Annotated in this window: 19 protein-coding genes; 3 read left to right on the forward strand and 16 right to left on the reverse strand. The window is 40.3% G+C overall.

Annotation, left to right across the window (positions count from 1 at the left end; genetic code table 11):
* Positions 1–89 precede the first annotated feature (89 nt).
* The 4 genes from ACW5W7_RS05120 to ACW5W7_RS05135 form a co-directional block, all read right to left on the reverse strand.
* Positions 90–356 carry a hypothetical protein gene (locus tag ACW5W7_RS05120; protein ID WP_456500973.1) on the reverse strand — a complete coding sequence of 89 codons (267 nt, stop codon included), beginning with the start codon at positions 354–356 and terminating at the stop codon, positions 90–92.
* 193 nt (positions 357–549) lie between these two features.
* Positions 550–927, reverse strand: coding sequence for a hypothetical protein (locus tag ACW5W7_RS05125; RefSeq protein ID WP_456500974.1), 378 nt, complete (start codon positions 925–927; stop codon positions 550–552).
* Positions 924–1,130, reverse strand: coding sequence for a hypothetical protein (locus tag ACW5W7_RS05130; RefSeq protein ID WP_456500975.1), 207 nt, complete (start codon positions 1,128–1,130; stop codon positions 924–926). The genes ACW5W7_RS05125 and ACW5W7_RS05130 overlap by 4 nt, the downstream gene beginning before the upstream one ends.
* A gap of 22 nt (positions 1,131–1,152) precedes the next feature.
* Positions 1,153–1,623 (reverse strand): HNH endonuclease signature motif containing protein, encoded by a 471-nt coding sequence (locus tag ACW5W7_RS05135; protein ID WP_456500976.1) that lies wholly within the window; start codon positions 1,621–1,623, stop codon positions 1,153–1,155.
* 219 nt (positions 1,624–1,842) lie between these two features.
* Between ACW5W7_RS05135 and ACW5W7_RS05140 the strand changes: the two genes are divergently transcribed.
* Positions 1,843–2,229, forward strand: coding sequence for a hypothetical protein (locus tag ACW5W7_RS05140; protein ID WP_456500977.1), 387 nt, complete (start codon positions 1,843–1,845; stop codon positions 2,227–2,229).
* Positions 2,230–2,409: 180 nt separating this feature from the next.
* Here ACW5W7_RS05140 and ACW5W7_RS05145 read toward each other — a convergent pair whose 3' ends face one another.
* A complete protein-coding gene (locus ACW5W7_RS05145) occupies positions 2,410–4,755 on the reverse strand; it encodes a hypothetical protein (RefSeq protein ID WP_456500978.1) in 2,346 nt (781 codons plus the stop codon).
* A gap of 178 nt (positions 4,756–4,933) precedes the next feature.
* Positions 4,934–5,077 carry a hypothetical protein gene (locus ACW5W7_RS05150; RefSeq protein ID WP_456500979.1) on the reverse strand — a complete coding sequence of 48 codons (144 nt, stop codon included), beginning with the start codon at positions 5,075–5,077 and terminating at the stop codon, positions 4,934–4,936.
* Between the two features lie 718 nt (positions 5,078–5,795).
* Between ACW5W7_RS05150 and ACW5W7_RS05155 the strand changes: the two genes are divergently transcribed.
* Both ACW5W7_RS05155 and ACW5W7_RS05160 read left to right on the forward strand, forming a co-directional pair.
* Positions 5,796–6,287 (forward strand): hypothetical protein, encoded by a 492-nt coding sequence (locus ACW5W7_RS05155; RefSeq protein ID WP_456500980.1) that lies wholly within the window; start codon positions 5,796–5,798, stop codon positions 6,285–6,287.
* Between the two features lie 12 nt (positions 6,288–6,299).
* Positions 6,300–6,563, forward strand: coding sequence for a hypothetical protein (locus tag ACW5W7_RS05160; protein ID WP_456500981.1), 264 nt, complete (start codon positions 6,300–6,302; stop codon positions 6,561–6,563).
* A gap of 96 nt (positions 6,564–6,659) precedes the next feature.
* On the opposite strand, the gene ACW5W7_RS05165 is transcribed toward ACW5W7_RS05160, so the two are convergent.
* The 10 genes from ACW5W7_RS05165 to ACW5W7_RS05210 all read right to left on the reverse strand — a co-directional run bounded on the left by ACW5W7_RS05165 (position 6,660) and on the right by ACW5W7_RS05210 (position 13,685).
* Positions 6,660–7,049, reverse strand: a complete 390-nt coding sequence (locus ACW5W7_RS05165) for a hypothetical protein (protein ID WP_456500982.1) — start codon at positions 7,047–7,049, stop codon at positions 6,660–6,662.
* A 49-nt stretch (positions 7,050–7,098) separates the two neighbouring features.
* Entirely contained in the window at positions 7,099–7,902 is an 804-nt protein-coding gene (locus ACW5W7_RS05170) for a DUF2971 domain-containing protein (RefSeq protein WP_456500983.1), read from the reverse strand.
* A 67-nt stretch (positions 7,903–7,969) separates the two neighbouring features.
* Positions 7,970–10,528, reverse strand: coding sequence for a hypothetical protein (locus ACW5W7_RS05175; RefSeq protein WP_456500984.1), 2,559 nt, complete (start codon positions 10,526–10,528; stop codon positions 7,970–7,972).
* A complete protein-coding gene (locus ACW5W7_RS05180; protein WP_456500985.1) occupies positions 10,528–10,965 on the reverse strand; it encodes a hypothetical protein in 438 nt (145 codons plus the stop codon). The genes ACW5W7_RS05175 and ACW5W7_RS05180 overlap by 1 nt, the downstream gene beginning before the upstream one ends.
* A 17-nt stretch (positions 10,966–10,982) precedes the next feature.
* A complete protein-coding gene (locus tag ACW5W7_RS05185) occupies positions 10,983–11,312 on the reverse strand; it encodes a hypothetical protein (protein WP_349918192.1) in 330 nt (109 codons plus the stop codon).
* Between the two features lie 96 nt (positions 11,313–11,408).
* Positions 11,409–11,837 (reverse strand): hypothetical protein, encoded by a 429-nt coding sequence (locus ACW5W7_RS05190; protein WP_349918193.1) that lies wholly within the window; start codon positions 11,835–11,837, stop codon positions 11,409–11,411.
* Positions 11,838–11,879: 42 nt separating this feature from the next.
* Positions 11,880–12,251, reverse strand: a complete 372-nt coding sequence (locus ACW5W7_RS05195; RefSeq protein ID WP_456500986.1) for a hypothetical protein — start codon at positions 12,249–12,251, stop codon at positions 11,880–11,882.
* The gene (locus tag ACW5W7_RS05200; protein ID WP_456500987.1) at positions 12,248–12,814 is read right to left on the reverse strand and encodes a hypothetical protein; all 567 of its coding nucleotides are present in this window, start codon (positions 12,812–12,814) and stop codon (positions 12,248–12,250) included. Before ACW5W7_RS05200 ends, ACW5W7_RS05195 begins: the two co-directional genes overlap by 4 nt.
* A 2-nt stretch (positions 12,815–12,816) precedes the next feature.
* Complete coding sequence (locus ACW5W7_RS05205; protein WP_349918198.1) at positions 12,817–13,149, reverse strand: phage head completion protein; 333 nt, start codon at positions 13,147–13,149, stop codon at positions 12,817–12,819.
* Positions 13,149–13,685: a hypothetical protein gene (locus ACW5W7_RS05210; protein ID WP_456500988.1), complete on the reverse strand. Its 537-nt coding sequence runs from the start codon at positions 13,683–13,685 to the stop codon at positions 13,149–13,151. Before ACW5W7_RS05210 ends, ACW5W7_RS05205 begins: the two co-directional genes overlap by 1 nt.
* Between the last annotated feature and the right edge of the window lie 121 nt (positions 13,686–13,806).

The following is a 13,806-nucleotide window of genomic DNA, read 5'->3' on the forward strand; positions in this document are numbered from 1 at the left end:
TTATTGCATGAAGGTATTTATTAATGCAGGTCAAGATAAACATTATCTTGACCTTAAAACTCCAAAATATAAAGTTGATAAATAGCTAATCATTTCAACCTATCAACGAAATCAAAAAGGTTGTCTATATCTAGAGATTGTTTGTGGAATATACCTTTGATTTTATTACCAGCAGAATCAGTAACATAAACTACTGCATGTTCATCAAAATCAAAAACCTCAACAGAATCACCATTGGAACGTTTAAAACGCATGACGTTCCCATTTTTATACATATCAGCCTTCCAATCATTTATTTTTGACTCACCCTTATCTAATTCCGTCAGTGGATATGGTGGGATAACATTATAAAACATACTTAGCTCCTTTTTTCATAATGGGAGTCGATGTTTTTAACTCTAACCAGAGGTGAAGTCAACAAATAATGAAATTTAAAATGACAATAGGTTTAAATAAAACCACAGAGAGTACACTTATTACATTTGATAACTTTCTAACAGAATAGGAGATATCTGGTATCTCTACAACCTAGATACTTCACTGCACTGTTCACTTCAAAGAAAGTACTATCCGCAGATGAAGAAGCTTCATCTTGACTAAGTCCAACTCAGTAATCGGAGCCTTGTATTCTGATAGTAAAGTCATTACATCCCCGTCATACCCTGCTGGTTCTGGGTTCTTACAATCACCATGGATCACGAGGTTGTCAGGTTCAACATTGCGGTATGTGATCTTGAAGTCGTTCTTCTGGATCACAGTCAGCTCGTCGTCTACCTGGAGCATATAACCGCCCTCAAAGAGAAGGCGGGTAAGTGCCACCTCATGGGGTTGGTCTGGTCGCTGAATGCCTTCTATCGTGAATGAGCGGCTTAGATGAGTAGTTCCATCTAGACAGTTGAACGCAACATGGATTTCTTGTGTCTTCATTCTGCTGCCCGCCCCTTCATACCGTTCTTGATGTTGAGGTTGAAACTCGCCTGTTCCTCTAGGGTTAGCGGCGTTCCTTGGTATGTACAACGCCATTCGCTTTCAGGTTGCTCTAGGTTAAAGCACTCATAGGGTTGCTTTGGTTCTGGAGAGCAAGCACTGATAAACAGTGCTGCTGCGATTATGATTAGTAGTTTTGACATTTTAAGTTTTCCTTATAGTTAATTACTTATACTTCTTACGATTACAAATTGTGTAGATAGTACTGAGGGGTATACCGTACTGCTCTGATAGTTCTTTACCTTTACTGCCGGATTGATACAGCTCGTTTAACTTGTCCTTCAATTCACAATCTAAGCGGGTGTATGCAGATGGTCTGTTTGCTTTCTGACAATTCTGGGATTGTGTTATCCACTGAAGGTTTGAATAACTGTTGTCAGTTTTAATCCCGTTCTTATGATCCACAATGTAGTTATTACTTTCATCTGGTTTAGGGATGAAGGTAAGAGCCATCAAGCGGTGAACCGTGATTGTGTATTGTTCTTTGTTTGGAAGGCATAGCGTGACTTTTAAATACCCGTTGTTGGTATAGTTCTGCTTTAGGACTAAGCCTGTTGTTATGTTCTGAACCTCCTGCGTGTTCTTGTCGATGGTATAGTTAGTTTCTAATCCATTGATAACGATTGTAGCTTTCATAGTTATACATCCTTGTATGTTGTAGCTGGTTCTTGTTTAGCTAGGGTTTCCTAATTGAGGTTTTTGAAAAGAGAACAATCTTTGTTCTCTACATATGTATTTAGTGCTTAGGTTCTCTAAATGGGCTCAAATAGAGGTTGTTTTTGATAATTATTTTTGATTTATCACTGCTGCCAATTTCTGATATCATCGGCCCAATATCGTCTTGGAGTCTTCACGATGTTGAGTAAGAGTGAGATTGATCAACACTACGGTTACACCAGTGACAAAGCAGTAAAGTACTACTTACTATCTATCACTGTAATGCTGTTAGGTTTCTATTCAGTATTATTTTTTGGTGTTGGTGTATTATTCCTCATAGGTTCATTTTCGAAATTATCAAGCACCTTGAAGGCACAGTATTTTGAACATGGGATTACTGTTGATAGTGCCCCTATGTCTAGTACTAGTGAAAACCTTGAGAAAGATTTCAAGATGCATGAAAGCGATGTAGTTGAAGAAGATGAATACAGTAGTGATGATTTCTCTTTGTCAGACAGTACTAACCCATCCTCACCAACACAGGTTGCATGGCGGCATCATGAAGATGAACTCCGGCACAGATGATTTGTTGCTTATATCCGCGTATTGGATCCCGACAGCGGGACAGGGTTCATGTTTTTTCTTATGTAGTATTACTGACTTATACAGTATTACTGACTCATCACTACTAACTAACTCATCTTAGCTGTCTCGACACCCCTATATTTTATATTAATATCTTTAAGGGGTGTCGAGACAGACACATCACTTGAGTGACTCAATAAGTCCCAGTACAGCCTTAGCCTTGAGTACCTGACCATCACACCCCTTCTTGATGTGCTTCAAGTTAGAGATAACAGTCCCGCCCTTATCTGTGAACAGAAGGCCAGTGAGAGAGAATGATTCAATCTTCACAGCCCTCACTCGAACACCATTAATGCGGATCTGCTTAGACTTCCCAAGAGTTATGTAGCGACGAAGAACCCAAGTTTCACGGGTGTTCTTGGTCACCACTCCCCCGTTTTCACCAAGCTCAACATCAGACTTCCAGGATCTGGACTTGACCATAGCGGCCACATCACCACTGAAATACTCATTTAGTACCTTACTCACCACTAGTGCAGCAACACGCTTAACCTCATCTGATGTAGCCATGTTATTACTATCAAGTACTAAATTGCTTTCGATGAACTTAGGGAATGAATCTACTGCTGTATGATTCTCTACATCTGTATGTGCCTTGCGGAATACCTCATCATCCTCTTTGTATAGTTCAACTAACCTCTCGATGTTTGAATCATCTAAACCCCTCTTAGAGAGTTTACTGATTGACTCGATGGTAATTGCATACAGTTCATTTTCATGAGACTCATTGTATACACCCTCTTTTAAGTCACTGATCACATCATTCAGTGTTTCAGTTCGCTTATCACTTTCTTCCCTGTTTACTGCATCAACTTCTGCTTTGATAGCCCCCTCAAGTTCTTTGTCACCATCGATGGATTTCGGCATCTTCACATCAAAACCATAGTCTTTTAGTTTTGTTTCGAACAGTACAAAACTGCTTCTATACCACTGCTCACGGTTTGCCGCTGCAAGTAAGTCTACACCTGTATAACTCACATGAAATGCATCACCATGGAAGTAAACACTATCTGTTGAGGCATCCCGACGATATCTCTTCACTAAGTCAATCTTCTTCACTTCTGAAGTGAATGAGTTATAGATTGTGTTTAGATATCCTGCTTGCATTATGCAATCTGCAACTACATCCTGAACATTGAACTCTGGGACTTCCTCATGTGCGGTATGCTTAATGAAGTAGTAAACATTCTTCTCTTTGGATACCTTGCGGAATCTGTTAGTGAACTGCTCCATACGCTCTGGTGTGATATGACCAGCAATTACAATATCAACACAGTTAAGATTATCTTCAATAGATAGTCCCTCAACGATGCATGATGTACCAAGGATCACATCATAACTACCCATCATGCCGGACTTGAAAAACGCCTGTATGTGCTTCTCTGTCTTGTTGTCTGAGGTAATAATCAAGCACTTCTTATTGGCCTGTTCTAACAGCCCTGCAATAGCCTTTAGAGCTGCCTTGTTATCGAGTAGGACAATCGCCTTATCAGACGATACCCGAAGATGCTCAACCACTGATGCCTTGATATTCTTGGTATAGGCAGTGTGAACTGTCTTCTTTGCAATACTAGGTTTTATGATGCGATACACACGATCAAACTCAACATTGCTAAAGTAAGAAGGCTCAACAGTACCACTCATGAACACAACACTTTTGAACTCATCTAGCTGGCTGTATACACGATTGATCACATTCTGCTTGTATCCATCCATAACTAAGCCATGGCACTCGTCAACGACTAGCGTAATCGCTGCCTTATCCTGCTCATTCATATCACCTAAGCTATCTATGGCGTTCCATGTGCTGACGTTAGAAGCACCACTTAGAGCACTCTCATTACCCTCAATGATGCTTTCTTTGATTGCAGTTAGAGGTGCAATGAACTTCACGTTTTTCTGATTACTAAAGTAAACAGATTTACCCGTACCTACGTCTGCAACAATGAGTGTATTACCAGTACTGAAATCAATCTTGTGGGCAATGTCTGAGATATACTCATTCTGTTTTAGAACAATTACCTCATCATAGATACCACTCACATCATGTTCTTTGCTTAGAATATTACCCTTATTGTGAAACACAGCATTGTTGTTTAGTACTGGCTGGTGTTCTGAACTAATAAAGTAGAAATCAGTTTTATCTAATGAACCACCATCTATGTATTTGTATTGTTCTTTGAGTTTTACAATGGTGTCTGTGTTCTCGTCCAGTGGCATATACACTACATAAAGATCATCAACAATCTTGCTTTTACTGATGATGAACTCATACGGACTTAAATCACTCACAATTTTCTCATAGGTAACATCAGTGATGGTTATCATTAAAATGGAACCATGCTCAAACTTCACTTTCTCAGTTAGTTCACCATATGGATTGAATCTATCTATGCGGCTATGTTCAGTACTGGTCATTAGATTTACGAACTGATCCCACATTTTCTTTTTATTATTATCTTTCATTATTATAGTTTCCTTACTTCTTGTAACTCGGTGTGCGTCCTGCACCCTTTTTCATTACCTCTTGTTTATGTTTACTTACGTGTACATGAAAACCATAAATACAATTGTTGAGTTTGATTTATGGTACTTTGTACAACAATCTTGGGTAGCTTAAGCTGCCCTTTTTTGTGCCTGAGATTTACTTCAATCCCATTCGCATCTTATCAAGTAGATACTGCAAAGCTTGGCTTGGTGTCTTGGCATTACCTGAATCGATTACATCTTGAATCAGTTTGTACTGTGCTTCATTAAGGCGGGTGTTTATGTTTTTGGTTTTCTGCATACTGCATTCCTTTTTGTGAACAAATCCCCCATTTTTAAAAGTGAAAACTACCCCTCATTTCAAGGGGTATAAAACTAAACAAGTTTTGGTGGGAGTGAAGAAGGAAAACAGGAAATGTCACGAACCTGAAAATCCACTCTCTATCTTTGGAGGATACATATATTATAGAACATGAATTTATATTTTTTCATTTATTTCTTATTTTTATTTATCATAACTAAAACAAAAGGCCCTCAAATGAGAGCCTTTAAAAGGGTAAGATTTCTATAAGTTCTGATTGTTATTCCGTCTAGTTGCTTCCAGCAATTTACGCTGAAACTCTTCCTGTTTGGGGTTCGACATGACCAGCAATGCAACCGCTGCAATCAGAGGACTGATCACCACGGCAATAACCAGCCATGTAAACCAGCCTCTTCCCCTAGAGTTAGCTAGCACCCCAACTAGTACCGCGAAGACCAACCATAAGAAGACCATCATGATTTTTCACTTCCTTGTTGTTAATAATGTCAGCTTTAAAATGTATTCCTACGACAAAAATTGTCAAGATCTATTGAAAATTAAAATGTGATATAGAACACTCTAGTGATTTTGAATCTACTGAACAGTGAAAAGAAGACTTTAATCAGAGTGATAAGTTGGGATAGTTTCTATTGTCAATGAACACTTCAATACATATACTCGGATTCGAAACACTCAAAACAACTTTAGGGAATGTACCATGGCAACTACTACAGAAAAGCAACAATACGCACTTGAAGTACTCTCTTCCCGCCAAAGCATCATCGACTTCTTCGAAGCACAAGAAATTCATCTCGATGACTATGAGGCAATGGCCGCTCGCTTCAAAGAAGCTTGGGACGAGCACCATTCCAAGCAGAAACAGAACGACATTGATGAGCTGATCGCCATCATGCGGGCCAAGGGCATCGATCTGGCCGACCTGCAAGGGCTCAAGCAGCCCAAGAGGAAAGCTGATAGCAGTACCCCAGCCGAGAAGATCAATATTCGCTATGTGACCGCTGCGGGTGATATTGCAGAAGCTTCTATCTCAGGGCGTGGCCGAATTGCAGATGAAGAAGTATCCACCTTCGTAACCTACTGCAAGGACACGAAGGGCATCAAACGTGCCGATCTGGCCCTTGAAGCTATGGATCTGGATTCCTTCAAGGACACCTTCAAAGAGTTCATTGAGCAGGCAAAAGCTGCTTAAGAGTGGTGCTTGATGGATATCGAAACTGCAAAAGCTATTTTTAAGACTTTCGGTAATGAAGTTGGGCCCCAGAGTGATCTTGTCGATTCACATGAGTACTGGTACAAAGGCCATTACAACATCACTACTATCGAGTTCATCGAAGCCAGTGAGCATCTTGAAGTTCTATCTATAAGAGAAGCTAACCAGCTACTCGCTCAGTTCTGTGTCAAAGTTGGCCCTGGCTCTGATGATGATAATCTGTACTGGCAGTACTACCCACACAAGAAAGCATAAAAACTAAACAATACACGCTAGAGTCAAAACGTAAAAAGGCCCCTATCCATGGGGCCTTTTATTTTATCTCTTGTAGTAGTTATCTCTCACAAGTACTCAAGAACGAGTTACGTCCTTACGAATACTGAAGTTTCCATAGATTGGCGTATACACGATCTCGGCGTTTGTCTTGTCCTTGAACTGCAAATCCCACACACCCGTTACCGGAGCTTGGGGATCAGCCGCTGGGACAGTTGCCCCACTCTTGATGCTGCTGATGGTGATACGTATGAGCCCTTTAGCTGCATCGACGATCACAGGCTGCAAATCAAGCCACACATCAGGGCTATCTACTGAGTACCGTACCTGAGCGGCCACATTGACGGTTGATAGGTTACTGAGAGTTTCAACCCCAGTACTATTGTCAACATCATAGAACGTCATCTCAATTACTTTACTGTCGCCCCTGTAGATATCTATATCGTACTTTCCTTGTTGAATTGCCATTACTCATATTCCTTTATTGTTATTATTTTTTATTTAGCACAATTAAAACTTATGGTTTCAATGGTAACTCATGAAATTCCAAATCATATGAGCTATCAGATAACTTAGCTTGCAACAAGATTATTTTTCTACCAATTTCTTTTGATGCTTGTCGAACGGAATTCTTTAACAAAACTAAATTTTCAGGTTTAATTTTTGCCCCCGCAACAACACAGTGAAGACGTTTTTCACGATCATAGTCATGAATTCCAGGTTGAACTTTCCATGAGAATGCTCTTTCCTCTTCCTCATACTTCCAAACTTCATTCTTATTTAGAAGCACTTCCGTTTTGAACTGAGAGTTTACATCATACACTGGTCTATCACTAGAATAAATCACCTTTCTAGGTATTATATTTTTATAGTCTAAGTCTGCATCATTTTCTACTAAGTCTTCTGGTATTGAGTATCTGAAACCGACCAAAAAGCCTTTATGATAGTCAGCATAATGCGACCACATCAGTGTATTGTCATACTGCCTACTTAAACTAAGAACACCTATTCTCTTTAAGAAAGTATTATAGTACTCACCACTCCTGACACTTCCACTGAACTTCCCCTTCATTCGCTCTTTCAGCTTTATTTTCTGGGCTGGAGATAGCCCAACAGATTGCTCATTGAACTTTGTTTTAAATATCTCGGATTCAGTATCTTGACGACGCTCATGTACTATAGGCAAGCAATCATATGGATCATTAAAGTCGAGAGCCATTGTAAACTTTATAGTCCCTTCTGTTATTACTTTTAGGCTACCCTCGTTAAATGGAATATATTTATACCTAAAGAACTCTTTATCGTTATCAACGTCCATCATATCAGCACCATGAATTAGCTATGACCTAAATGGATACTACCTCAAAACGCTGATAAGAAAAAGAACATCAATACCCTTGTTCACGCTTGGCTAGATTGTAGAACTGCAATAGTGATCCCCGATGCTTTGCCAACATACTATCGAACTTTTCATCTGAGATAGTTGTATCACCCTGAACAACTAGATCGGAGTTAATGGTGATACCTGCATTGGAGTTGTTCTTGTCTGCGAGGTACTTAGTTAGATCTCTGTTTGCCTCTGGCTGAACAACACGTTCCCCAGCTTTTAGAATGTACGATCCAGTACTATCAACCTCATCACTTCCTGAGTGGAACTGTCCCAACGTAACTGCCCCAGCACTAATAATGGCTCCCCCATATTGGGCCAGTATTGCGGCTTTCTTTGCCATACCTTCCCATCCAGGGGTTGTTTCCTTACCCCATGCATCCCACATGTTTAAACCAAGGGATGCAATTACTGAGGCTTTCTCAAGGGCAAAGAGTGCTTTTTGTTTTTTGGAGCCATCTGTTGCTAATTGGGCTGAACTCTTAAACAATTCAGAAATAGTTCCTAACTGAGACATAGCCAAATCACGTTTTGCTGATGTTAGGCTCTTATCTGACTCTAGTATCTGAGTATTGTATTCATCTTGGGAAATCAAACCATTTTCACGCTGTTCTTCAAGTAATGCCTTTTCTTGCTCATAGTAAAGAACTTGGGCTTCTTCTCTTGAGGCCATATGTTCATTTTTACGCTCTACCCGTTGAAGTTCATATTCTCGATCAATCTCTGCAAGTTTATTATTCTTATCCTGTTCAGTAAGAATACTGTACTCATTCTTCTCTTGATCTAATCTAAATGCCTCTTCAATGGCGGCCCTCTTGATTAGCAACTCTTGGTTAGCTACACCCTCTTGTGTTGTGGCAAAGTCCTTAAGGGTATTCATCTGAGAAACGCGATCATTGTATTCCTGCTGGGCCAACTTCCTCTTTTCATCAAGTTCTTTCTTTTTGATATCGATTAACTTGTCTGATAGTGCTTGTTCAGCAATGAGCTTTGCCTCATTGAACTCTGATTGAGTAAGGGAGCCTTCCAGTAAGTAGCTCTTGAGCTTTTCTAGCTGCTGTTCATACCCGTACTGAGCTATCTGCTGCTCGGTAGCTGCAAGGCTCGACAATGCCGCCTGACGCTTGCTGTAAGCCTCTGTATTGAATCCGGCAATCTTGACATTCACTGCCTTGATGTTTTCGGCGTTCGTCTCTAGAAGGGCCTTCTGATTGTTTATCTGGCCTTCCATGGCTTTGCGTGATTCCTCGCCCTGGGTGTTCTGTAACTGCGTCTCTAAACGTCCCTGCTCCTTCATGAGGTTGGTACGCTGCTCCTGTAGGCTCTTGAGGGAAACAATAGAGGCGGTCGCGGTTGAGGTGTCAGGGGCCTTGGCTGCTCCTGCTGTGCCTGTACTCTTAGAGCTGATAGTCTCGGCGTTCTTGAAATCCTGTGCCTTGGCTAGGTCTGCATCAAACTTCGCTAGGGCATCTGCTGCTGCGGCCTGACCTTGAGCACGTAACCACTTGCCATAGTCATCAAAGCCGTTTTCCCATAGTCCCTCTAGCTGAGCTGTGAAAGCCGGATCGTTATCTTTAACGCTTTTGGAGATTATGCCCTGACGGATTGCATCAGCATTGCTGATAATGTCGCCCGCATTTTTTGCATTTACCCCAGTACCATCATTCACATATGAACTGACGACGTTCTTAGATTTAGCACCCTCTGATACCTCATAGAACAAATCAGAGACTCGTTTACTCATTTCAGAACTGAGCGATATCAACCCACTAAAGCTATTGGCTAGGGCTGCATTGAAGTTGTTTTGCAGCATGTCGATATTACTTTTTGTTTTCTGAATGTCGCTTATGGTGTCTTGGGAGAGAGTGGCACGTTGAACGGCGTAACCGTCTAACATGTTCTTGATCTCTTGCTCATTCATTCTGAGAAGCGGCCCTAACTTGCTGGCCTCTGATGCAAGGGATTCAAGGACAAACGTCTGTTGTGCTGTGGAGGAACCGACTTGATCTAGGTCTGCCTGTACCATCTTGAGTGCTGCCATGGAACCCAAGCCCCTGAAATCATCAGCAGTACGGTTTATCTTACCGTGGATAACGTCAAAGTAGTCTTGAAGCGGGCCGCCAGCACCTGAAACCCAGCTACCGATATTTTCGTTGGCTGTCTTGAGGATATCGCCCAATTGCTCCATCGATACGCCCACTGAATGAGCCGCTATCGCCTGTTGATTCATTGCCTCAACACTGAGTCCGGACGTCTTAGCCATGGCCTCTAACTGCTTCTGAGGCACCATTACGGCATTACCCGCTGCCAGTGCTGCGGCAGTCATCCCACCAAGGGCAATCCCCACACCAGCAGCAACACCGCCCAATGGGCCAAGGCGTGAGATAAAGCCCTGTATCGCACTCTGGGGATCACTAAATCCATCACTCACCCCCTGCCCCATCTTCTGGGCACCCTGCCCTATGTCGTTGAAAGCAGAATTGCTTTGCTTCCTAAATCGCTCAATTTCTGCACTGGCCTTAAGAGCATTTGCAGTAATTGGTATATTCACACCCGCCATTATTCATCTTCCTTATTATTATGTTCTTGGTAAATCTTAATTAGTTCCTCAATGTAGTATTGATCCTTATCTTCTTTCCCGATTTCGTCTTGTATGTGTTCAAGAAGATCAACAAAGAACTTATCTATTACATGCTTTGGTAAATTAGGTGTTGATAACTGCCTTCTCATTTTCAAAATTCTAGGATCATTTAGATAGTCTGGAAGCTCACCACTTAAGAAAGGCATCATTTGTTTTGCCGTTTTGTAATCACTCTTTTTAGTTATGTTCTGATTTCTCAAAAGTTCTATGATGAATCCAGTTAGTTCATGATCAGTATTCTTAGTGAAATGGCGTAAATGATTGTATGCCTTGTACTGGTCTATGATAGCTATAGGCCATTGCTTGATTTCATGAATTGGTACTGATAGGGTAATACTGAGATCGAAGAGAAACATTTCATCATGATCATTAATCAGTCTTCTTGCTTTTTTTTTATGTTTTCGACTCGCTTCTGTGGGCCACTAATCTCGGCAATCTTTGTTGCAATGAGGATGATAAGTTCATAACTAATCTTGTCTCCCACTTCAGCTAGCTCTGTCATTTCATCAAAAACCATTTTCCCATTTTCTTCACATAGGCAATACTTGATTATTGCAAGCTCACGAATACCCTCTAGATACTGTGTACTAAGGGCAGATGCAAGATTGTATGAGATATGTTTTGCATAGAATTTATGTTCTTTACCATCCAATTCAATGGTTAGTTTATAAGGTTTCAATCCGTACTTATCCAAAAAATTCATTTTTATAATCCTTGTTATTATTATAGATACAGTATTTAATGGAAATAAAAAAGGCAGCAGGTTTTCACCCACTGCCTAAACGTATTATTGACTTACTTAAACACCATCAGTCTCGGTAATGCCACCATCAACAACCAATGTATATGTAACAGTACGAACAGCTTCAGCCTCTGTTGAAATACTCTTACTAGAAACGATACCAGTGAAAGTTAAAACCTGACTACCACTTGCGGTATCAGCACCACCTTTAAGGGTTAGCTCACACACAACTTTTTTGCTGTTCTTTGCAAGTAGAGCTAGAGCTTTGTATGAAGCAGATGCAGGAACGTAAGAACAAACGATCTCATAGGGATCAACACTCTTACCCGCAACAAGTTTCCGCTTCTCGGGCTCATTGTAATGTTGAACTTCCACGATGTTTGCTGTGATGGTTCCGCCCGTGATAGTTTGAATGTCAGTCACGACAACACCATCAATCTCTAGATCGATATAAAGACCAATGTTAATATCTGGAATTGCAGACATATAAATTTCCTTATTATTTTTTTATTGTTATAGTTATTTTATTTATTGGAAGTTCACTACATGGGTAATCTCAACTTTGTATAACCGTTCAAAACAATTTTGTAGTTTATGATCTGATGTATCTGTGATCTTAATGTTCAATACTGAACCCCCAATGTATTTATTTAAGAGGGATTCGAAAGCACTATCATCACATAGTTCTAGATAGCTAGAGCAAACCCTCACAACATGAAAAAGAGTATTCCTTACTTCCTTATCTTTGTTGTAATAGCGGGTATCAACTCTTGAACTTAGATGTTCAAATGCAATGGCCTCTTTGGCTTTATCACTATCTGGAACTTCAAATGGATATACTGTGATATTACCTTGCTTGTATTTTTTAAGAACCCCCATTAGTTCTGATTCTATACTCACTTCTTACTATTCCTCTTATCTTGCTTCCTTATCTCGCTCTCAATCTCTTGAAGTAGGAACTTCTTAAAGTTCTCTTCCATAGCCTGTTCTTGTTGGTGTCGAATACGTTCAACAAAGTACAAACCCTTAGTTGTTCCTATGTACCGGAATGCTTCATCCGTTACCTTACCAAACACCTTGAAGCCTTTCCCTTTACCTGCACGGGCGAGCGGGTTACGCCTACCCAGTTCCAGGATCATTGCCATACCGTATGCACTTTCAGTGCCGTACTTTCCCTTCTTCATATCAAAGGTGACTTCTGCATAAAGTTCGTTGTACTTCTTATCAGGGATGTAACCACTCTTGGGGATCTTGATCTTCTTATTAGTATTTACAGTAGTTTTAATTACTACATCATCCTTTAGCATTGCGGGGGCTGCTGCTTGTACTGCTTCTTTCACTGGGGCTAAGATTTGTTTGGCGGCATTACGTAGGGCTCGGGCTCTGAACTTTGGATCTGTAAGGGAGTCGAGAAGTTTGTTTAGATTGTCTAAACCTTTTATATGTTTACTATCTCTTGCCATAGTTAATCCTTCTCTACGTAGAAGGTAATGAACTTTTGAACCATATTCCAAGATTCATAACTAACTATTTTGTATGTCTTGTTTTGAAACTCCATCACGAACCCACTACAAGAATCGATCAACGGGGTCAGGGATTTACTATAGCGAGTTTTAATCACCAATCTGTTTGCCCAAGCTTTGTCAAACTTAGAACCAGAATCCTGTACTTTTTCAAATTGCACTTCTGCTTTCATTTCTACAAACAGTTCTTTGGTGTTTTGAAACTCCCCTACTTCATTTTGTGTTTGAACAAGATGATATACCTTTACACTATTTCGCATGTTTCCTGTATTCATCAGATACCCCCTGCATTATTGGGCAAGCGGTACTGCTTAAAGATAGCCTGATGGTTGAGGGGTATTTCTGTTGCACTGATACCAAGTACTATGGACTCTCTGTTCTGGAACATCGTAGCTACGTACATACATAGTCCAAGTACTATCGATTGAGGAACATCATTGTTCCCACTGGCATTGAAATCACATTGAATCTCAAACTGTACTGGGAAGGTTGGAGCACCTTGGATTTGTACCTTCTTAGAAACTCTATCAAGTTTGTATTGTACTGGATTGTTATTGGCATCAACTGCACTGTTAATTAAGTACCCACCATACGGGATTCTAAAGTTTGGGGTATCAGTACTGAGGATGATTTTTGATTTTAGTAGTGGACGGTTCATAAACTTCTCTGTACTTGCTATTGCAGCTTCCTTATAGAGTCCCAATAGTTCTGATTCATCATCGATGAGTATTAAGTGCTCTCTTAAAATTTCATTTGATATAAGAACATCGGTTAACGAGTCATCTCTAAATTCAATTATGTATTCGATCATATGCAATTCCTATTATTGTTATTATCTGTATTTATTAGAGACAAAAAAAGAGCACCACCCCGAAAGGTAGTGCTCTAAAAAGTGTGTTCAAGTTTCTTTATTATAATTCTTATTGAACTTT

The sequence above is a fragment of the Aeromonas intestinalis genome (genome assembly GCF_054052485.1).